The organism is Chryseobacterium culicis (assembly GCF_002979755.1).
GTDB lineage: Bacteria > Bacteroidota > Bacteroidia > Flavobacteriales > Weeksellaceae > Chryseobacterium > Chryseobacterium culicis_A.
Map to the genome: position 1 here is coordinate 1,956,307 of NZ_PCPP01000001.1, position 20,728 is coordinate 1,977,034.

General features: G+C 34.9%; 13 protein-coding genes and 1 tRNA gene. 2 read left to right on the forward strand and 12 right to left on the reverse strand.

Annotated elements, in window-relative coordinates; genetic code table 11:
* Window positions 1–504 precede the first annotated feature (504 nt).
* Window positions 505–577 (forward strand) — tRNA-Phe (locus CQ022_RS08885).
* A gap of 36 nt (window positions 578–613) precedes the next feature.
* Here CQ022_RS08885 and CQ022_RS08890 read toward each other — a convergent pair.
* The 7 genes from CQ022_RS08890 to CQ022_RS08915 form a co-directional block, all read right to left on the reverse strand.
* Window positions 614–2,815, reverse strand: coding sequence for a peptidase domain-containing ABC transporter (locus tag CQ022_RS08890; protein WP_105681062.1), 2,202 nt, complete (start codon window positions 2,813–2,815; stop codon window positions 614–616).
* A gap of 12 nt (window positions 2,816–2,827) precedes the next feature.
* Window positions 2,828–3,484, reverse strand: coding sequence for a GIN domain-containing protein (locus CQ022_RS08895; RefSeq protein WP_123864410.1), 657 nt, complete (start codon window positions 3,482–3,484; stop codon window positions 2,828–2,830).
* Between the two features lie 32 nt (window positions 3,485–3,516).
* Window positions 3,517–4,389, reverse strand: coding sequence for a hypothetical protein (locus CQ022_RS08900; RefSeq protein ID WP_123864411.1), 873 nt, complete (start codon window positions 4,387–4,389; stop codon window positions 3,517–3,519).
* Window positions 4,390–4,411: 22 nt separating this feature from the next.
* Window positions 4,412–5,761 carry a radical SAM/SPASM domain-containing protein gene (locus CQ022_RS08905; protein ID WP_165791600.1) on the reverse strand — a complete coding sequence of 450 codons (1,350 nt, stop codon included), beginning with the start codon at window positions 5,759–5,761 and terminating at the stop codon, window positions 4,412–4,414.
* Window positions 5,762–5,834: 73 nt separating this feature from the next.
* Window positions 5,835–5,999, reverse strand: coding sequence for a hypothetical protein (locus CQ022_RS22950; protein ID WP_165791601.1), 165 nt, complete (start codon window positions 5,997–5,999; stop codon window positions 5,835–5,837).
* A 144-nt stretch (window positions 6,000–6,143) separates the two neighbouring features.
* Window positions 6,144–8,489 carry a TonB-dependent receptor gene (locus tag CQ022_RS08910; RefSeq protein WP_228421505.1) on the reverse strand — a complete coding sequence of 782 codons (2,346 nt, stop codon included), beginning with the start codon at window positions 8,487–8,489 and terminating at the stop codon, window positions 6,144–6,146.
* A gap of 145 nt (window positions 8,490–8,634) precedes the next feature.
* Window positions 8,635–8,865, reverse strand: coding sequence for a hypothetical protein (locus tag CQ022_RS08915; protein WP_105681066.1), 231 nt, complete (start codon window positions 8,863–8,865; stop codon window positions 8,635–8,637).
* A gap of 336 nt (window positions 8,866–9,201) precedes the next feature.
* On the opposite strand from CQ022_RS08915, the gene CQ022_RS08920 reads away from it, so the two are divergent.
* Complete coding sequence (locus CQ022_RS08920; protein ID WP_165791602.1) at window positions 9,202–10,818, forward strand: helix-turn-helix domain-containing protein; 1,617 nt, start codon at window positions 9,202–9,204, stop codon at window positions 10,816–10,818.
* Window positions 10,819–10,873: 55 nt separating this feature from the next.
* On the opposite strand, the gene CQ022_RS08925 is transcribed toward CQ022_RS08920, so the two are convergent.
* The 5 genes from CQ022_RS08925 to CQ022_RS08945 form a co-directional block, all read right to left on the reverse strand.
* On the reverse strand, window positions 10,874–11,635 hold the full coding sequence (locus CQ022_RS08925) for a LytR/AlgR family response regulator transcription factor (protein WP_105681068.1): 762 nt from the start codon (window positions 11,633–11,635) through the stop codon (window positions 10,874–10,876).
* A 79-nt stretch (window positions 11,636–11,714) separates the two neighbouring features.
* Window positions 11,715–13,034: a RagB/SusD family nutrient uptake outer membrane protein gene (locus CQ022_RS08930; RefSeq protein ID WP_105681069.1), complete on the reverse strand. Its 1,320-nt coding sequence runs from the start codon at window positions 13,032–13,034 to the stop codon at window positions 11,715–11,717.
* Between the two features lie 11 nt (window positions 13,035–13,045).
* Window positions 13,046–16,378: a SusC/RagA family TonB-linked outer membrane protein gene (locus CQ022_RS08935; protein ID WP_105681070.1), complete on the reverse strand. Its 3,333-nt coding sequence runs from the start codon at window positions 16,376–16,378 to the stop codon at window positions 13,046–13,048.
* 6 nt (window positions 16,379–16,384) lie between these two features.
* Window positions 16,385–18,958 (reverse strand): zinc-dependent metalloprotease, encoded by a 2,574-nt coding sequence (locus CQ022_RS08940; protein ID WP_228421565.1) that lies wholly within the window; start codon window positions 18,956–18,958, stop codon window positions 16,385–16,387.
* A 130-nt stretch (window positions 18,959–19,088) separates the two neighbouring features.
* Window positions 19,089–20,672, reverse strand: coding sequence for a histidine kinase (locus CQ022_RS08945; protein WP_105681072.1), 1,584 nt, complete (start codon window positions 20,670–20,672; stop codon window positions 19,089–19,091).
* Between the last annotated feature and the right edge of the window lie 56 nt (window positions 20,673–20,728).

The following is a 20,728-nucleotide window of genomic DNA, read 5'->3' on the forward strand; positions in this document are numbered from 1 at the left end:
TTTGTAAATTTTAATGGTTAATATGTTGTGATTGTTTACTTTCTATATCACCAAATATAGATGTATTTACAAAAAGCAAATAGAATTTATGATTAAATTTTAAAAAGTGTCGTAATAGTACGACTAACAACTGTTAGGCTAATTAATCACTATAAATCAAGTGTTTGCCATTTTTCCACCTGAAAACTGGATTATTTTATTGACTGTTTAATATTGTTCAAATAAAAACAATCTTCTGATTACTCCCTGATAGAAAAAAAAGTTTCAAGCAGACCACAAATTTTCGGAATCATGCGCCTATTTATTAGGATACTTTTTAAAACAATAAAAAAACAGAAAAAAATAAGACCCATCAAAATACTGATGAACAGCACATTGAATAGAATAACGGGTGATACCGGAATATTTATTCAAAAAAATAAAACAAAATACTTGCGCGGTATTATAAAATGTTATACTTTTGCATCACTTTAAAACAACGAAGTAATAAACGAAAACATAAATGGTTTCTTAGCTCAGTTGGTAGAGCAATGGATTGAAAATCCATGTGTCCCTGGTTCGATTCCTGGAGAAACCACTTTAAAACCTCTAATTTATTTTAGAGGTTTTTTTGTTAATCTCCAAGTTCCAACTGGTTCTTTACGAGATGATAATAATCGGATTTTTTAGAAACGAGTTCTTTATGACTTCCCTGTTCAACAATTTTCCCCTGTTTTAATACAATAATCTGATCCGCATTTCTTACTGTGGAAAGTCTGTGTGCTACAATAACAGCTGTTTTGCCATGAAAAAAAGATTGAAGATTATCATGTATCACTTTTTCGTTATCGGCATCAAGAGCAGAAGTTGCTTCATCAAAGAAAATAAATTTTGGATCTTTATATACTGCTCTTGCTATAAGTATTCTTTGTTTTTGTCCCCCAGAAATCCCATTTCCGGAAGCACCGATTTTGGTCTTAAGCCCTAACGGAAGTTCTTCAACAAAAGATTTTATATTAGCTGTTGTTAAGGCTTTTTCAAGTTTATCATAATCGATATTTTCATCCCCTGCAGCAATATTTCGTTCTATCGTATCCGAAAATATAAAGCCATCCTGCATAACGGTTCCGCAGTTTTTCCGCAAATCTTTCGGAGAAATGTCTTTACTATTTAAATGATTGAAATAAATTTCGCCATTTACAGGTTCATAAAATTTTAAAAACATTTTCATTAAAGTACTCTTCCCGCTTCCACTCGCTCCAACAATTGCAGTTACTTTACCTTCAGGAATAAAGAGATCAATATCTTTTAAAACATAAGGAGATCTGGGCCCTTCATACTGGAAAGAAACATTTTTGAAATAAACTCCCCTCTGTATTCCATTCTGCTCGGTATATTTTTTACTGAGCAAAGGAACCTGATTTTCTTTTTCTTCTTCAGGGTGATCCTGAACCTCATTTAAACGGGATAAACTTAATTTAGCATCCTGTAAAGAACGAAAGAACTGAATCAGCTCATTTACCGGAGAATTCATCTGCCCTATAATGTAAGAAACACTTAATAACTCTCCTAAAGTCATGCTACCTTTGACCACAAAAGAGGCTGCGAGAAAAGTGACAATAATATTTTTTAACTGATTGATAAATTCAAACCCTGAAAGCTGTACCTGATCCAGCTTTAGTATTCTTATATTTGTTTTAAACAGTTTCTGCTGTATTTCTTCCCATTTTTCACGCTTATAGTTTTCAAACTGATTCAGCTTCATTTCAGATACTCCATTGATAATTTCATAGATGGATTCCTGATTTTCACTTCTTTGCTGAAAGCGGAAATAATCCAGAATTTTTCTTTTTTTCATCCAGAATAAAGACCAGATCACTGATACCAGTGTTAAGATGATGTATACCACCAAAATGGTAACATCATAATACCAGAGCACCGCAAAAAAAACTGAAAAGGTAATGGCAGAAAACAAGGTAATCAGACTTTGGGAAGTCAGGAAAGTTTCTATCCGTTCATGATCCTGTATTCTCTGATTAAAATCTCCCATGAGTTTAGTATCAAAAAACTTTATGGGCAGCTTCAGCAATTTTTTCAGAAAATCAGAAATAATACGGATATTAATATTGGTTCCTACAATCAGCATGATCCAGTTCCGGAATATATTAAAAATGATATTTCCAAAGAAAAAGGCTAATTGGGCAATCAATATATAGGAGATAACAGAAAGGTCTTTTTTACTCACCCCTTCATCCATTAATTTCTGAGTAAGGATAGGAAATACCAGAGTCGTAATGGTGCCGAAGAGCAAAAGCAGTAACATCTGAAGCATTTGTTTTTTATAAGGCTTCAGATGGTTTAACAGAAATTTTATTGATAATTTTTTTTCTTTTGGCGGATTCTGCTGATATAAATCTTCTGTGGGTTCCAGGAAAAGAACGACTCCTTTATCCTCATCAAAAATCCAGTTTTTTTCAAACTTTTCTTCTGATAAGGTAATATAACCGTGTCCCGGATCTGCAATTTTAAAAACAGGTTTTCCAGTCAGTACATTTTTTGAAATTTTATATAAAATAACAAAATGGTTTTGGTTCCAATGAAGGATACAAGGCAAAAGAGAATTGTTCAAATTTTTGATCTGCGATTTTGCAGCCACCGTTTTGAATCCTATTTTCTCTGCAGCTTCACTGATCCCTAATAAGGAAACGCCTTCGCGGGTAATAAAACTTTTGTCCCTCAGATACTGTAATGTAAAATCCACCCCATAATGAGAAGCTATCATAGCTAGACATGCAGGGCCACAATCCATTTGGTCATGTTGAGGAACAAAATTCATAAATAAATAGAATTATTTAAAAGTTACTGTTGAAAGAGCATCCAGTTGTTTTTTTATTTTTACAGGATTCCCTGTAATATTGACATTAAATGAATTATTACTTCTCATACTCAAGGTATTTTCTACATTAAAATCAGCATTAACCAAAGAGTCTGTTTTCAAATTTAAATACTGAACTGATAGTTTTTCTGCATTAAAATCAGTTGCCGATTTCAATGACAGATTCAATTTTTCAGCTTTTCCTTTTATTGTACTATTTGACACAGAATTCCCGGTATAAACTAATTTATCAGAAATGATCCCCAGGTTAGTAGTTCCCACCACATTAAAATTGAGCTGTAAAGAATTTATGATAAGGTCTGCTTCGGTAGAAACAGTTCCGGTTTGAAAGGCATTTACAACAATTTCTTCTGTAGTATATGGAATCGTTATATACACGTTACAGGTTTTCATTTCTTCAGCCTGTTCATGGGTATAAATCAATATATGATCACCATCCCTGTAAATTTTAATATTTTGCTGCTGTTCTTTATCAGCTTCTATGACCAAAGAGAAACTTTCTCCCTGCGACAGGTACAGATTGGCAATTCTCTCAGTTTTTATTTCTTTTACAGGAATATCTTTCAATCTTTCTTCTTTTGTAGCCTGGGTTGTCATTAAACTTGTCATAAAAATAGAATTAAAGTGTTAATATATCATATTTACATCAGCTGTGGCTTCTCTTTTCCTGCATCTTCAAGCAATGAATCTATGGGTATTGAAGAAGTAAAATCTGTAGAACTTCTTATAAAATTTTTGATAAGATCTTTATTCCATTCTTCCTGATTAATACTATTCCACTTGAGTTTCACCCAATATACAAAGCTCATCAATTCATCATCTACAGCGGTTTGATTATTGAGTACCTCACTAAAAGTTTGATATAAGATTTCAGCTCTGTTATCAAGACGATCCAGAAAAGGAATATATTCATTGGTAACCTGAGCCAGCATCAGTTTTCTTAATTTTTTCAGAGATTCGGAACTGTCCTGATAGGAAAATTTAATGTCAAGATAATGTACTTCTTCAGAAAGCAATAAACTTCTGTATAATAAATTAAAAATCCCGACTGCATTTTCATTATTATTCTCCTTCATTTCAACTCTTGAAACATTATGCAATTGCTGAATTTTATGATAAAACATTGAAGGATTGTACTGTTCAAGCTTCTCATCAAACAACATGGTTTCATGAGTCTGCTGTTTAGCCAATGTATAATTGGATCTTTTATAACTTAAGAAAGCATGAATAGGTAAGCTGATTAAGCCATACAAATCTTTTTCTTTTGATTGCAATGAGTCAAAATCAATATATTTTTTAGCACGTACAATCAACATTTCTGCTTTTTGTATATTTCCGGCTCTTCCTTCTTTTAAAGCTTCATGATAATTGAGGCTGTAAAAATTGAAAGCTTCCTTATCCTCACATACGATATTGATAAGTTTTTCCATTTCACTTTCAAAAATGAAATCATCCTTATAATGCTTTAAATTGGTAGATATGAGGTCTTTATGCTGCTGTAAAAGTTCTATCATGTATATATTATTTTCCATAGTGTCAACTGATTAAATATTCTGTGCCTTTTTCCTGAATAATATAATTAATGGCAAGTTTATCCTGAATATTGAATTTATTGGCAGGACAGGCTACTATTCCTTCTTCCCAAGATTTTGGACATCCGCCTCCACAAACCGGAAACATCTTACAGGTATAACAAGGATATCCTTCCTGATTGGTAAGAACGATATCATTCCAGTCCTGTAAATGAAGTGTACTGAACTTCTGGTTCACTTCAATATCTTTTATATTTCCAAGTTTATGAGCTGTCTCTTCATAGGAAGGAACATAGGAAACCTCCGTACAGTTGTAAATATTTCCATACGCATCTATTAATTCTGCATCAGGATTGGTAATCATGCATACTTCATGGTTTCTTTGGGGCAGAATGGAAGGTGAAAAACCGTATCTATATTGTTCTATAATCCATTCTACTTCTTTTTCAGAAAACACTTCTTTTTCCAGGGATACAAGATGTGCTTCATTTCCCCAGGAATGGATGGGAGCCACATAAAAATGGGAAATCTTATCCTGAAAACCATGTTCACTCATCAATTGTAATAAGGGAACTACAGACTGATAATTGCTTTTATCAACATTACATCTTATGGAAATTTTAACCCCAAGTTCTTTATAATTTTCAATACTGAAAATATCAACCAGGTTTTTAAAAATAAGATCGAATGAGTTTTCTCCTGACTTCACAAAACGTCTTTTATCATGAAATTCAGCGGTACCATCCAATGTTATTTCTATTGCCCCGACATGATGTTGATTAACCAATTCCAAAAATATATTCTTTTTAAGCGCAAGCCCATTAGTTGTCATTTTAGCACCATAATCGATTCCTAAATCAGAAGTTATTTCTTTTAATTTTTCTGACACTTTTCTCAGCGTATGTAAACTCATCAGAGGCTCACCTCCGAACCAGCCGATGAACAGTGCCTTGTAATCTTTTAAAGAAAGCTTATGTTTTAATCGTTCAATGAGTTTTTCATAATCTTTAGCCTGCAGATCGTTTTTGGTGTGCTGCTGTCCGCAGTAATCACAACCTAGCTGACAGTTTGAAGAAGGCTGAATAACCTGATACAACACATCGTTGCTTGAAATCATCATTTTATTTTCTTCAACAATTTCCATTAATTCATCTTCGAAAGAAGGCACTAAAATAAGAGCAGTAATAAGTTGGTTTTTTATATCTGCATCAATTTTATCAAAATCTCCCTCTATCAGAAAATCGAAATTCTCTTTCTGTAGAAGAAGTACTTTACAGCTTCTCGTTGAAAAGATGGTGTATTTATCTTCCGAAACTTGTGTAGAGACTGTATAATGAGATAATTTATAGTTCATTAGTTCACTTTTAGAATTAAAAGAAAAAGTGTTCATAGTTTTCTGACATTAAACACCTTCGGTCATTTTGGAATTATAGAGTCTTTACGTTTGGCTTTACTGTACAACCAGTATTACCACAGCCTGTATTATTTGCTGCCGCGTTTCCTCCTTTGATTGAAGATAATTCTCCTTCTTTTAGTGTAGTCACATCTGCTGAAATTTTAGTCAACAGGTTTTGTAATTTTGAATTTTTCATTTTAATTAATTTTAAGAATTAGATGTAGAATCATAGTTTTTGAAGTGTATAATTCTTTGGACTTTTTCACACTTTCCTTGCAAGGGGTATTTATAAATGTTTCATTTGCATAGTACTCTACAAACTACTTCATCTGATAAAATCTTAATTTGATCTGTTTTTCTCATCCTGATTACCCGTTTCTCTTTCTTCCATAGATAATTTAGTACTTCCAAATTTATAGGTCAGTGAAACTCTAAATTGTCTGGTATCATAATATTGTAAAAAGGTTTGATTTATGTCCTGAGATCTGTTGTTATACAGAGTGAGATTTTTTCTGAAAATATCATCAAAATTCAACCCTACCGTTAATTTCTTATTAAAGAGCAAAGACCTAAACCCGATATTTAAGGTTGACGAGGAAGAACTGTTTATAATCCCTTGTACCGCCGGATAATTATATTCATAATAAAGGGTTGCTAAAAATGTTTTTTTCTTATTCAGAGAAAAGGTATTGGTAGATGTTGTATATCCTCCCCAGCCTGAATAAAAGTTTGAAAATAAATCTATCTTCGGATTCAGCTCATTATAATAGGCAGATACTTCCGTTGCGGTATTCCACCAGCTGAAAAGATCATAATTGAATGACAAAGATCCTCCTAAAGAGCTCGAATCAAAATAATTCAATCTTTTAAAAGCCTGGGAATCATTCATGATATCATGTACCGTTACCTGCCCATACCCATCGCGTTTATTACTATTAAACAGACTTAAATTCAGTAAGCTCTTATAGGAATAATTAAATTCTATATTATAGCTATATGCCGGCTGCAGAAAGGGATTTCCTTCTGTATATGACTTGGGACTCATATACCATCTTGCCGGATTCATTTCCCAAAATCCCGGTCTCTGAATTCTTCTTCCGAAATTCAATGACAGCACATGATCTTCATTGGGTTTAAAAGAAACATAAGCTGTAGGAAAAATCTTAAAATAATTTCTCTTTATTTCCTGATTTACAGAAAAAGAATTGGCATTGGTTTGTGTATTCTCACCGCGAAGTCCTGCTTTTACATCCCATTTTTCACCAAAATGCTTTAATACACTTATATAAATCATCTGCAAATTTTCCTTGTACAGGAAATGATCTGCCTGTGATGAAAGCAAGCTCTCATCAATCTTGTTATAAAATTTGGAGTCTACCTTATTATCTGTCGTAGTAGAAGTTGCTTTTACTCCGAAGGCAAAATCGGCCCAGCTGCCCGGAAGCTCAACATCTGCTTTCAAAGAATAATTTTTAATATCCTGATGAGAATTATTAATAGCAAACTGATTTTCACTGGAATTTCCCTCAAAATCCTGTAAAAGGGAGCTGAAATTATTATCTTTCGGGGATACTCCATTAAAATAATCGGCATCTACTGAAAACTTTTTCCCTTTATCATCAAGATCCAATGTATAATTGACATTCAAAGAAACGTTTTTGGGCTTTCCGGATGACATTCCTTCTGTCTTATAGTTTTTAATCACCGCACCATCTGTATAATTTCTGCTGAAATTATTATTGAACTCATCAGACGTATTATTGGAGAACGAGCTGATAAGCTGTGTTCCAATGCTACTTCTTTTGGTAAGGTTGTACTTTAAGTTCATTACTATTCCCAAATTTTTCTGATGATTCCGGTTATAAATATTATTATTCCAATGTTCATTAGGGTAATAATAATTAATATCGTTGGTATAAATATTTTTCCCATACTGGTAGTTGAGATCAACTAAAGCGGAAAATTTATCTTTTTTATAGGTTAATCCTACTGCATGTAAAAAAGTAGCATAAGTTGCCTGCTGATACACTGATCGTAGGGTTACCTTCCAGTTATCCTGCGTCACTTCTTTCAATTGAATATTGATAAGTCCGCTATTTCCTTCCGCATCATATTGTGCCGGTGGATTTGTAATGACTTCAATTTTCCGGATGTTTGCCACAGGAATTGATTTCAAATAATTATAAAGATCATCACCGGATAATTGTATAATTCTGTCATTAACCATTACTTTGACGGAACTTTTTCCTGACAGTTTTATTTCGTCACCCTGAATCCTGACTCCGGGAGTAAGTTTCAAAGCATCCATTGCATCTCCTCCCTGTGCTGAAACAGAATTTTCCACATTAAAAACCAGGCGGTCAATTTTTCTTTCTACTAATCTTTTTTTCGCGGTTAGTTTTACCTCCTTGATATCTGTTTCTTTTGCGGCCTGTACAATCAAATCTGAATGTATGTTTCCATTGACCATGCTTATTTTACTGTAAACCACTGCTTCATTTTGAAGAACTTCCAGTAAATATTTACCATTTTCAGGAAGGCTTACCATAAATTCTCCATTTTCATCACTCATCGCCATTCGTTTTATCCCGTCCTTTCCTGCTGTAATTTCAGCATATGGAATGGCTTTTTGATCCTTATCCAATAGTTTCCCGGATATACTTTGTGCATATGAGAAAGCCGACATGAAAAAAAAGGGAAAGAAATAAAATGAAGAATGGACTTTTAACATATTATTATTCAGTAAAATAATTGCAATACTCTCGTGTAGGGATATTCAGTCTTCCATCCTTTTACAACACCAAGTATTGTTAAAGGCAGAAGAGTAAATTCTATTTTTTCGGAGGTGTATTTTTAGGGTCTTCTTCGTCTATGTTGTTAGGAACGGATATTGTATCACTCTTAATGATCTTATATAATTCAGGTGAGTTTTTACTTCCTTTTAGTATTTCTTTAGAATTAATCTTTGCGGGCTCCATAGTATCTAATTCATTTTCATCCCTACATGAGCTTAATAAAAATAAAAGTAAGATCAGAGCTAAATAGTAATTCATCTTTTCCATAATAATCAGTTTTTGTGGTGGAAATATATAGAGGTAAAATAGAATTTGCAAAATTTAAAATTATCTAAAGCATTAATAGCGTAAAAAAAGAGCGTTTATACTTAAAAAAAGACAATAAAATCATAAAAAAAATTTATATATTCATAAAAACTACAAATACAAAAAATTGATTTTCAATCAATTGTAATTTAATACCTGATTTAATAAAAAATTACTTATTTTTATCTTGTTTTATAAATACAAATGAATCATTTAAGGTATATTTTTTTCATTTTTTTTCTTTTTGGAATGTTTTTTTTCCTCCCCGCTCAACACAATCAAAAAGAATTTGGTAATATGAATTACCCTGAGCTGGAATTGGCCATCAAAAAAATAGAAAATAATCCAGAGGAACAATGGAAATATATTACCCGATTTATTCAAAAAGCACGGAAAGAAAATAACCTGGAGAAGATAAGAAGGGGCTATGTTTTGGCTACTTTTAATAAAAGAGGGCAAGAGCAGATTAAATATGGAGACAGCATATTAATGATCGCAAAAAAGATAAATAACATTGACATTATTGGAGACAGTTATTTATCCCTGGGAATGTCTTACATCAGCAATGAGAACTATCCGAAAGCACTCGATGCATTTCTTAAAGGGTATGATTACATCAAAAAGAATAAAGACCCTTATCTGATTCATAATACTGAATATCAGATTGCGCAAACCAAATCTTATCTGGGACTCTATCAGGATGCTAATAAGCTGCTAATGAATTGTGTGGCATTCTTCAGAAATAATAATGAGAAAATCGGGGATACAAATTATAAGTATTACTATCTCTATTCTTTAATTGCTCTTATAGAAACCAATACGTATTTATCTAATTTTGAAATCAATCAATCCCTGATCCGGGAAGGAAAAGATTTTATAGAAACCCATCCGGGCTTTCAGGAATACAACGCCTATTTTACGTCATCACAGGGAACCGATTTTTATTACCAGGGAAAATATGATCAGGCCGCTGTAAAACTTCAGGAAGCAATAGAGTCCTACAATGACTCATGGAAACACCTTACTGATAAATATTATCTGGGAATGTCTTTCTGGAAAATGAATAAAAAAGAAGAAGCTTTACCTTATTTTTTATTGCTGGACCTAGAGTATAATGAAACTAAAAAATTAGATCCAAGATTCAGACCTGCTTTTGAAATGCTTATCAATTATTATTCAGAAAATAATGACAGCAGGAAACAGCTGGAGTACATTAACAAATTGATTCTTCTGGATCGTGCGTATGAGAAAGATTATAAATACCTCAACTCCACTCTAAACAAAGAATACGACACAAAAAAGCTGTTTGATGAGAAAGAAATGCTGGAGAATAAAATGAAATGGGAAAGACTTATTTATATTATCCTCATCAGCGTTGGACTTATACTTATTGTACTTTTAACAGTATTGCTGATTAAATACTATCAAAAGAAAAGACATTTCAAGATCCTTTATGAAAAATTTATGGAAAATAAGGATGAAGAAATTCCGGTTCATGAAGAAGTTCTGATGGCTGAGAGTAAAGAAAATATTCTTGATGATCAACTGGGAATAAACCCTTTAAAGGTTGAAAATGTTCTGAAGGTATTATCAGACTTTGAAAGTGACAAGCAATTTCTTAAAAAGAATATCTCACTTGCCAGCATGTCTAAATTGTGTGGTACCAATACGGTTTATCTATCGAGGATTATCAATTTTTATAAGAAAAAAAGCTTTAATGAGTATCTGAATGAATTACGATTGGATTATATTGTTTCTGAATGGAAAAACAAACCCAAAACAAGGTATATCAGCATTCAGGAAACCGCTGAAAACGCAGGCTATAATACAACACAAACGTTCACCAAAAATTTTCAGGAAAAATATCAGATTCCACCTACCTATTTCCTCAGTCGTCTCAATAAGGAAAATTAGAAAACAGTACGGCTTCTGTAATCTGTAAGGAAGTTATTTACAAGGGAATTTAGCATTACGTGTTCAGCCAGTTCAGGCATTCGGCAATTTGCATTTTGCTGATGAAAACTTCGCTATTCACTTCCGGTTCAGGAGAAAGTCTAAGTTCTACTTTTTGGCTGGAATGCTTGATAATTTCGGAAACCGCTTCTTTGTTAATGATAAATTTACGGTTTATTTTAAAGAAGATCTCAGGATTCAATTTCTGAATAATATCCTTGATAGTATCATCAAAAATATAGGTTTGATGGTCTTTTGTTGTAAGGAAAAGGTATTTCCCCGAAGCAAAAAAATAGGCAGTGTTATGCTCGTCTATTGATTTCAGTTTATTTCCTTCTCTTACCATAAAACGTTTCATCACCTCATCATCAGCCTGTCTTAATGAAGAAATTGATTTCAATACCGGCTCAGGATCAAAATTGTTTCTTATGGAGATAAATTTCTGTAAAGCTTTATGCAAATCTTCTTCTTCAAAAGGCTTCAGAAGATAATCAATAGTAAAATGCCTGAAGACTCTCATGGCATATTCATCAAATGCGGTAATGAAAATAATTGGGGTAAAAAGTTCTACCTGTTCGAAAATTTCCAGGCTCATCCCGTCCCCAAGATGAATATCCATAAAGATGAGATCCGCCGAATCTTTTTCAAAGAAATCAATTGCCTGTTTTTTGGAACGAAGAATAACAGTCTCTGTAACAGGGACTATGCTCTGTGTATCTAAAAGATTTTTCAGATAATTCACAGCCAACAGCTCATCTTCTATAATGGCAATTTTCATAACGGTGCAAAAGTACAAAAAAACCGCTAGAACAATTAAGCTCAAGCGGTTTCATCTGTATTGAATTTGATATGAAGTTTTATAGATTAGGGTTATTCTTCTTCGCACTCATTGGATATTCAATGGTATATCGCGGGTCATTCTGCTGAAGAATATATTCTTTACCACTAATAGTGTGGCTTATTTTTTTCTGATTTGCTCTTCTTAAATCAAACCATCTCTGGCCTTCCAAAGCAAATTCTCTAAATCTTTCATCCAGGATAAAGTTCATAAATGCTGTAGAATCCATTGAAGACACGGCATTTTGTACTGAAGTATATCCTTCCGGAGTATATCTGTTCTTCATTACTTTAAGAAGGGCTTCTTTAGCCTCAGTCAGTTTATTCAGCTTTAATAATGCTTCAGATTTTATAAAGTATTGCTCTGCTGTTCTGAAAGATACCTTGAATTCTAAACTTCCTCCTTTGGTGACTTTATACTTATTACCATTTTTCTCAAAATACATGCCAAACCTTTTATCTGCAATCATATTATAGGAAGAAATAAGTTCCGGAGAGGCAAAAGACAGGTTTTTTATAGAGTTATCCCATGTATTATCCAGAGCCATAATAGATTCCGGGGAAGCATAATGGTTGGGAGGTGTATTTACTGTATTTAAATTACTCAAATCTCCTTTTACCGCCAGTACCTGATCTGCATAGTTTAAGGCTTTGTTCCAGTCTCCTTCGTATAGAGCTGTTCTTGCTTCAAAAGCCAATAATGCTGTTTTTGAGAATCTGTAATTTGCTCCCAATGCCTGCTTCAGCTCTACCATCAAACCTTCTGCCTTTTTAAGATCAGAATGAACCTGATTGTATACTTCCTGTACTGAAGATGGCTTCAGAACCTGCTCAAGATCAATTTCAAGGTTAATAGGAACTCCTCTGTCTGTAGAAGCTGTAGCACTGTTGTATGGTTTTCCATATAGATTCACCATATCAAAATACAGGTAAGCACGAAGCGCATAAGCTTCTGCTAAAATCTGATTTTTCTCAGGAGAATCCTGCATGGTTTTGCTTCCTTCATTGATGATCTGATTCAGATAAAAGTTCACGTTATAAAAACTTAACCAAGGAAGTTCCGCAGAAGTAGAGTCATAGTTCGAATCTTTCCACATCGCAATTTCACGATAAGAAATAAAATCTACTGCATTGTCATCAATACTTGTCTCATCAGTACGAAGGGCTACCAACGATTTGTGAACAGGGTATTTTGAATAGGCTGATGTAAGTACTTTTCGGTAGTCTTCAGCGGTAACAGGAATGATTTTACCTTCAGGCTGAATATCTAAAAACCTGTCGCAACCGATATTGATAAGGCTGATTGCTGTAAGCGCTATGATTGTTGTAATTTTTCTCATTTTTTCAAGTTTTAAAAAGAAACATTAAATCCTACTGTTACCGACTTGGTGATAGGCTGTGCATAAATATTACCATATGTTTCCGGATCGAAATATCCTTTATATCCGTTACTGAATACAAACAGATTACGCCCTTCTACACTCAGTCTCAAACTACTGATTCCCATAGGATTGGTAAATTCTTTCGGAAGTGTATAGCCTAAACGGATGCTGCTGATTCTTATATAGCTTATCTCTTTTGCCCATACATCAAGCAGATTGTATGCACTGGAACGGTTGCTTGCAAACCATTTATTGGCCATCCATCCGTCCGGGTTAGCATCCATATCAGGACTTGTAATTCCAGGAAGCGAACCTCCTGCTTCATAGATATCTCTTGTATAGTTTCTTCCTCTGTCCAGCTCCATACCTCGGTAAGAAGGCGTTCTCATTACCGTCTGCTTCAGATTGAATGTTGCAGAGATGGTAAGATCAAAATTACTTACCTTAAAAGTGTTGATAATACCTCCGGTAAACTTCGGATCTCTGTCTCCAACGTACGTAAACAGGCTTCTCAGCTCAGCGTTTGAAAGTTTTGTATCCACAAGCTGTCCCGGAAGGAAATCTGCATATACATCATATAATTTAAAGAATTCTGCTGCAGAAATCTTTTGATCCCCTTTCCAGAACAATGGGTTTCCATGTTCATCCATTCCTGCGGTTTTCAAAGCAAAAACAGCATTTACAGGCAGGCCTTCTCTTGAAGGAAGGAAAGCATTATCACGGGGTTGCTCGCTCAATACTCTACTCTTGTTGTGTGCAAAGTTGATCGTAGTCGTCCATTTGAAATTATCATGATTGATATTTCTGGTAGATATTGCCAATTCAAAACCTTTGTTGGTCAGGCTTCCCCAGTTCATCATCGTGTATTCAAACCCTGTTTCAAGAGGAGTTTCTTTCATACTGATCATATCCGTACCTTTTCTGCTGTAAACATCAGCGGTAAGGCTTACACGGTTATTGAACAATCCTAAATCAAGACCAACGTTAGTATTGGTAGTTTTTTCCCATCTCAATTTATCATTCGGAGGGCTGATAACATTGATGACTCCTTCTTTTATTCCCGGAAGAATTGTTGCATCATTGTATTCTCCAATAAAGAAAGGCGATGTATTTCTGTCGATATTCCCCTGAAGACCGTAAGAAGCTCTCAGTCTAAGGTTAGATACTGCAGAAATATTTTTCATAAAATCTTCCTTCGTCACCAGCCATGATCCTGAAAGTGCCCATATTGGAAGGTATTTATATTTTTTATTCACCCCGAACAGGTTGGTCCCGTCATATCTTACACTTCCGAAGAATGTATATTTCTGATCGTATGTATAAGATGCTGTGGCAAACATAGAAGCATAAGCATTCTCTATAGGAGCGGCTTCACGGTACGTTTCATATCTTTTATCTGCTGCAAAACCTGAATTCGGGAAAACAATTGCCGTAGCTCTTCTGGTTTTGGGATCATATCCGAAAGCTCTCGTGATCGTTGTATTATCCTCCGTTTTACGGATTTCTGTACCAGCCATCAAATCAATTTCATGTTTTGAATTGATCTTTGTACTGTACGCAGCCTGCAATTTCCAGTTGTACTGGAAGAAATCATTATCCCAATTTTGTTTTACAGCACCCGCTGGCAGAAAGTAATTGTATTTACCGTCTTTGTAATAACGGGTATTTTCTTTCATTTTTCTGGTGAAGTAGGTATTCTCTGCTGCAAACTTTTCTGTTTTATTAGCATCATACTGAAGACCTAACTGAGAGGTAAATCTTAAACTTTTGGAAGCTTTATATTCTAAATCTAAAATCGCTTTCAAAGAGTTATTCTTCAGTGAATAGTTTGTATTCTCTCTTTCTTCAAGGAAATTGAAAGGAATATAGCGGTCTTCAAAACCATCCATATCTTTATCATAATTGTAGCTTCCGTCTGCATTGAAAGGTTTCAGATAAGGATTGGCATTTCTTGAATAATTAACCGGGTTGATTGAAGCATCAGCATCCGTTACAAAAGATGTACGTTCACTCTGCGTTCCGAAAATAGAGATTCCTGCATTTAACTTATCGCTTAATTTATAATTGTTTTTTAAAGTCAGGTTATAACGTTTAAACCCTGTACCGATAGTTGTTCCTTCTTCATCATAGTATCCCAGGGAGAAATAGTAATCTGCTCTGTCACTTCCTCCGGAAACACTTAATCCATATTGTTTGTTGATGGCATTCCTGTATAACAGTTTACCCCAGTCTGTATTGTTATTTCTCAGACCGTTAATTTGCTGTCGTGTGAAGGAATTCAGTGCATCAAAACCTCCGTTTCTGAAAGCCTCAAGCTGACTATTCTGAGTCAGAATTCTCATTACTTCTCCTTTATCGGCACGGTAGGTAAGATCGGCACGCTTGGCAAGCATCAGTTCCAGATCTACTTTTTCAGAAGCATTCAGAAGGTTCAGTTTATCAAAATCAGGACGTGATGTCACAAAAGTATCTGCTGAAAAGTTCAGTTTCAGACTTCCTTTTTTTCCTTTTTTGGTTGTAATGGAAATAACTCCGTTTGCTGCTCTTGCTCCGTAAATTGCAGTTGCAGCCGCATCTTTAAGAATCGTAATATCTTCAATATCATTAGGGTTCAATCCTGCAATAGAGAAGTTCTGAAGCTGGTCAATATTATCTTTATCCGTAAAGTTCGGAACATCATTTCCTTCCAATGGAAGACCATCGATTACCCATAGTGGATCCTGAGGACCGGAAAGAGAAGCTGTACCTCTGATTCTGATCTTTGCAGGACTTCCGGGCGCTCCCGTTTCAGGAGTTACAGCCACACCGGCAATCTGCCCTGCCAGCATCTGGTCTACACTGGCAACACCAGCCTGACTGATGTTATCCATTTTCACGGTAGAAACCGCTGAGGTCTGCTTACGTTTTTCAATTTTCTGATATCCGGTAATGATAACTTCCTGGATTTTATTTTTATCTGAAATCTCAGAAGTCAGTCTGATGGTATAGTTGGTTTGTCCTTCATTAAGCTGAATTACTCTGGATTCGTAACCTGGATAACTTACCAAGACTGTTTTTGTATCTTCAGGAATTTCCAGAATGAATTTTCCGTCCTTATCTGTTACTGTACCTACTGATACACTTTCGATAATTCCTGCTAATTCTGTTTTTGTAGAGACGGACTGTGTCTCAATTTTTATAGATGCACCGGTAATAATATGTGAAGTATTGGAATCTTCTATTTTCCCGGTGATGGTTTTCTTTTGCTGGGCCATTGCTATATTAGCAGCCAAAAGAGGTAAAAGTATTAGAGTTTTTTTCATTTCCGTTTATTTGTTTAAAGCCTCTTGAATACGAATGATTAAATCTGTGTAATGCGCTCTGGAAGCATCATCACCTCTGTATCTTGTTCTGTTCAGTAAGTCCAGAACCTTCTGAAGTTCCGCCCTCTTATAGGTAGTGACTTCAGATACTCTTTTCATAGATGAATAATTGATATTCCTAAGACCATGATCATCTTCATGGAAATTACAGATGGTCGGGATATTCAGGGTATTATCTGTTTTCAATCCTTTCACTGCTGTTTTTTCAAATAATTTGTTCACAGAAACGATCAGGGCATCCACATAATTTTTCTGAGTCATCTTTTCAAGCATCGTCAGGCTTCCTTTTTTACTGAAAATAGCTGTTCTTACCTGATCAAATAAATTCTCTACCGTGTAGATTTCTTCTTTCGAACCGGACATCTGATGTTTTAACTCATTTTCAAGCAACCTCAGCAGCCTATCATCCATAAACAAAGAGTAGATATTTGCATACTGCATTCCTCTTGCTGTGGTATATGGAGTCTGTTCGAATGGTCCCATAGGTGAGTCTTTAACCGGATATGTTTTTTCAGTAATCGGATTAAAGAATAACCATTCCGGAAGGTTGATCGCATTGTTAACAAGGTAATCAACAGCTCTTCTCTGAATGTCTGCAGGAACTGCTTCATACGCCTTTTTCTTGTTGCCAAAAACAGTATGATTCAGGTAAATTCCTCCTACATTCGCCATCACATGACCTGTATACAGATCCCATTGACCGATAACTCCCAGATACAGTTTGCCGGCATCTGTATATTCTTTACCATCTTCATAGGTCCATTTCAAGAGATTATTAATAACCACTTTCAGATTTTTCATTCCGTACTCACTGGCTTTCATCGCATCATCCCCTAAATCTTCAGACTGCGAACGCGGATCGATGGTCTCCAGGTAACTCTGCTGCTCACCATAGAAATACATCGGGTCATCTTCGTGCTTTTCAATTAAGTTTTTCAGCGCTTTTTTCTCAACAAATTCATCCGGATACCAACGGTAACCCCAGTCTATGGCATATTTATCGTAAAGACCAATTTTCGGAGTGATAGCGGTAACACCATCCTCCGGCTGAGCTACGTAATTGTAACGTGCATAATCCATAATGGAAGGTGCCGTACCACCCATTTTGTCTGTAAATTCTTTTGAACGAAGCGACTCTACCGGGAATGCAAAGGATGCTCCCATGTTGTGCTTCAGTCCAAAAGTATGTCCTACTTCATGAGATGAAACAAAACGGATAGCTTCACCCATATGTTCATCACTGAATTTATTACCTCTTGCTTTCGGATCGATAGGTCCTGTCTGAATTCTCATCCAGTCATGAAGAGAAGTCATTACATTATGCCACCAGATGATATCTGCTTCGATAATTTCCCCACTTCTCGGATCTACCACTGATGGACCCATTGCATTTGACTTTGGCGAAGCGGCATAAGTAATCACAGAATATCTTACATCATCAATATCAAAATCTTCATCTTTCTCATCCGGCATTTTCGCAATCACTGCATTTTTGAATCCTGCCTGCTCAAACGCCGCCTGCCAGTCATGTACTCCGGCAATGATTTTTTCACGCCATTGTTTTGGAGTTGCCGGGTCTATATAATAAACAATAGGCTTCTTAGGCTCTACCAGCTCTCCTCTTAAATATTTTTCTTTATCTTCATCTTTGGGTTCAAGATTCCATTTGGTAATGAAAAACTTTTCATCCATTTTCTGCTGATTGTCATTAAACGACCAGTGTTTTTCGGAGAAAAATCCTACTCTTGAATTAGCTACTCTTGGTCTCATCGGTATTTTAGAAAGCAGAACAAGATTGGTAGTAACCCCCAATGTTACCGGCAGATCTACTCCACCTTCATTTACAGAAGTAGACAATTGAGACTTCACCACAAGGTTTTTAGGAAATGTCTTCACTCCTTCTATATAAGAAAGACTTGATTTCACAGATCCTCCCAATCCTACATTGGCAAGAACATCATTAAAGCTCTTTTGATTTCCATCAAAAACTTTGTTGACTTTAATTGCCACAGCTGTAGAGTCACTGTTTTGTGCCTCAATATCAAAGACCTCAATTACAGATTCTGAAAAATTGTCTTTCACAGATTTTGTAATGGCATCATTTTTTGGGGATGACACTTTAGGAACCACAGTTTTCACCCATACTTTTTTAGCTACAGGATCACGGTGAAAGGAGATGACCTTATTTTCATAATTCATTCCTTTGTTCAAACCTGCTTCGTTTACCTGCATGGGTACCTGCGAAAGTTTGTTAACCACCAAAAACTGACGTCCCATCAAACTGTCCGGGATCTCAAAATAAATATCCGTTTTTACCTGAATGGTATTAAAGAGTCCCTTTTTATAGGTTCCCTTTTTAATCAGGTCTTCAATTTTTTTTGTTTTCTTTGATGAGGATGTCTCTGTCTTATCCGTTTTTTCTTTGTTGACCTTTACCGTATCTTTATCTTTTTTCTGTGCTATTGCCATTGGTGAAGCCATAGCAAGGCCAAGATACAGTGCGAGTCTGTAATTCTTCATTAAAATAGTCCGATTCATTCCAAATAGTAAATATCTTAGTTTCAGCTCGCAAAGCTATAGGTAACGTGAATCATATATATAATATTAGGGAGTGAATGGTGATAATTTGGGAGTGAATGGATTTTTATTTTTACTCCATTAAAGGCAAAAAAAATATGAAATATTCACCATCTACAGAAATATGAAGAAGATTATTCTTAAAATACCCATAAACCTGATTCAAATAATCAATTCCGAATTTCTCTCCTTGCACCGGTTCGGTTTTAGGCTGCCAGGTATTCTTTACCGTGATTCCGTCTTTATCTACAATAATGATAATTTCCAGAGGCTGGTCTATCGTTGCAATATTGTGTTTGGTAGCATTTTCCGTGACAATCTGAAGGGATAAATACGGAATTCTTTTTTCCAGGCTTTCAGGAGCATTAATAATCAGTTCAAACCTCATCTCTTCATCAAATCTGCTTTTCAGAAGTTCCATATACTGCTGTATAAATTTTATTTCCTGTGAAACCGGAACAATATTTTCTTTCGGAGGCACTATAAGATACCGGTAAATCTTCGATAGGTTCATGGTAAATTTCTGTGCATTTTCTTTATTAATCCCAATCAGCATATAAAGGGAGTTCAATGAATTGAACAGAAAATGAGGATTAATATTATTTTTAAGCTGCTGAAGCTGATTGATCACTTCTGCTTTGTGCATCTTTTCGTTTTCTATCAGCAATAAATTCTTCTCAGACTGTATTTTCTCTTTTTCCTGGTAAGCCAGACTGGTTACCCTCTGAAACAATATAAAGACTGTTACAATAAGAAACAGGGCTGCCAGAAAAATATAAACAGTATACGTTTTTATCTTACTGATATTTTCATCAATAATAAAATTAACATGATTCACTACAGTATATCCTTCAAAATTATCAGTCTTTAAAGGTTTTATGAAACGTGTTACTTCAACTCCCAGATATTCTGAAACGGCTGTTCCTTTGGTATATCCCACATCAGTTTTGCTGGCCAAAGTATCATTAGGCTTAATATCTGTAAAGTCAAAAATATTCTTGCCAATGTATTTCTTCTCAGGATGGGTAATACAAATTCCTTCTTTGGTAAAGACATAAGCGTAGGTATTGGAACTCTTGTCTACATTGATAAAATATTGATGGAGATCATCCAGACTAACCGTAGAACCATAATACAACTTGTTTTTATCAGGCAGAACCAAAGAATCATAGCTCACCCAGTACATACTGTCTTTTTTGGTAATCAAAAGGTCTTTGAAATGTCCCGGACCATTATTTCTTATCACAATGGGCTTTGCGGTGTGGTCTGTATTCTTGAAAATATCAGATAAGGGATTGTTACTCTCAGACTTTCCTGAATACCTGTTTTCATAATAATACCAGCTGTAAGGCAACAGGTTTCTTTTTTTATTTAAATCATTCAAAACCAAAGAATAATCCTTATAGTTTTTCAGACCATCTTTCTGGATCAGTGCCCGAAGCAGATACTGATAATCTTCAATATTTCTGAATTCATGTTCTATAGATTCATATTTCCTGAAGAATGTTTTCTTGGCAAAATCATCGGTATTTTTCCGGCTGTCTTCTGTGATCAAAAGACTAAGAATAGCAAATGCTGCCACAGCAATCAGGCAGGCAGACAAAGCGGTAATATAAATGGACTTTTTGGATAAAGCGTGCTTAAAATTAATAATCAAATTCTCTAAATTGTAGGTTCCTCAACATATAAATTATTCGTTTGCAAAGATATAAC

Bases quoted from the DNA above. Each gene is read 5' to 3' on its own strand.
- CQ022_RS08890 (WP_105681062.1), bottom strand. From the start codon at position 2,815: ATGAATTTTGTTCCTCAACATGACCAAATGGATTGTGGCCCTGCATGT.
- CQ022_RS08925 (WP_105681068.1), bottom strand. From the start codon at position 11,635: ATGAAAATTGCCATTATAGAAGATGAGCTGTTGGCTGTGAATTATCTG.
- CQ022_RS08895 (WP_123864410.1), bottom strand. From the start codon at position 3,484: ATGACAAGTTTAATGACAACCCAGGCTACAAAAGAAGAAAGATTGAAA.
- CQ022_RS08935 (WP_105681070.1), bottom strand. From the start codon at position 16,378: ATGAAAAAAACTCTAATACTTTTACCTCTTTTGGCTGCTAATATAGCA.
- CQ022_RS08905 (WP_165791600.1), bottom strand. From the start codon at position 5,761: ATGAACTATAAATTATCTCATTATACAGTCTCTACACAAGTTTCGGAA.
- CQ022_RS08915 (WP_105681066.1), bottom strand. From the start codon at position 8,865: ATGGAAAAGATGAATTACTATTTAGCTCTGATCTTACTTTTATTTTTA.
- CQ022_RS08930 (WP_105681069.1), bottom strand. From the start codon at position 13,034: ATGAGAAAAATTACAACAATCATAGCGCTTACAGCAATCAGCCTTATC.
- CQ022_RS08940 (WP_228421565.1), bottom strand. From the start codon at position 18,958: ATGAAGAATTACAGACTCGCACTGTATCTTGGCCTTGCTATGGCTTCA.
- CQ022_RS08910 (WP_228421505.1), bottom strand. From the start codon at position 8,489: ATGTCGGCTTTCTCATATGCACAAAGTATATCCGGGAAACTATTGGAT.
- CQ022_RS08900 (WP_123864411.1), bottom strand. From the start codon at position 4,389: ATGATAGAACTTTTACAGCAGCATAAAGACCTCATATCTACCAATTTA.
- CQ022_RS22950 (WP_165791601.1), bottom strand. From the start codon at position 5,999: ATGAAAAATTCAAAATTACAAAACCTGTTGACTAAAATTTCAGCAGAT.
- CQ022_RS08920 (WP_165791602.1), top strand. From the start codon at position 9,202: ATGAATTACCCTGAGCTGGAATTGGCCATCAAAAAAATAGAAAATAAT.